Here is a 234-nt window from a genome sequence, read left to right on the forward strand (position 1 = left end):
GGGCTGCATGTGGCCGAGGTTGGTCTGATCGGCCTGATGGTGAGTGTGCTGATCACGGCCTTTACCGGCATCACCGATGAGCACCGCCTGGGCCGTGCCTTCCAGGACGCCATGCCGTTCACATCCTTGCTGGTGGTGTTCTTCGCCGTGGTGGCAGTGATTCATCAGCAGCAACTGTTCAGCCCCTTGATCAGCTGGGTGCTGACGCTGCCTGCCGAGCAACAGCCGGGCATG

At 62.0% G+C, this 234-nt stretch carries 1 pseudogene; it reads left to right on the plus strand.

Going from position 1 to position 234, the window contains the following annotated elements:
• A pseudogene (nhaB, locus tag SB765_RS33970) lies at nt 1-234 on the plus strand (sodium/proton antiporter); the annotation flags it as partial.

Origin of the sequence: Pseudomonas sp. SIMBA_067 (genome assembly GCF_046534675.1) — a bacterium.
In the GTDB taxonomy this organism is placed as follows: Bacteria; Pseudomonadota; Gammaproteobacteria; order Pseudomonadales; family Pseudomonadaceae; genus Aquipseudomonas; species Aquipseudomonas putida.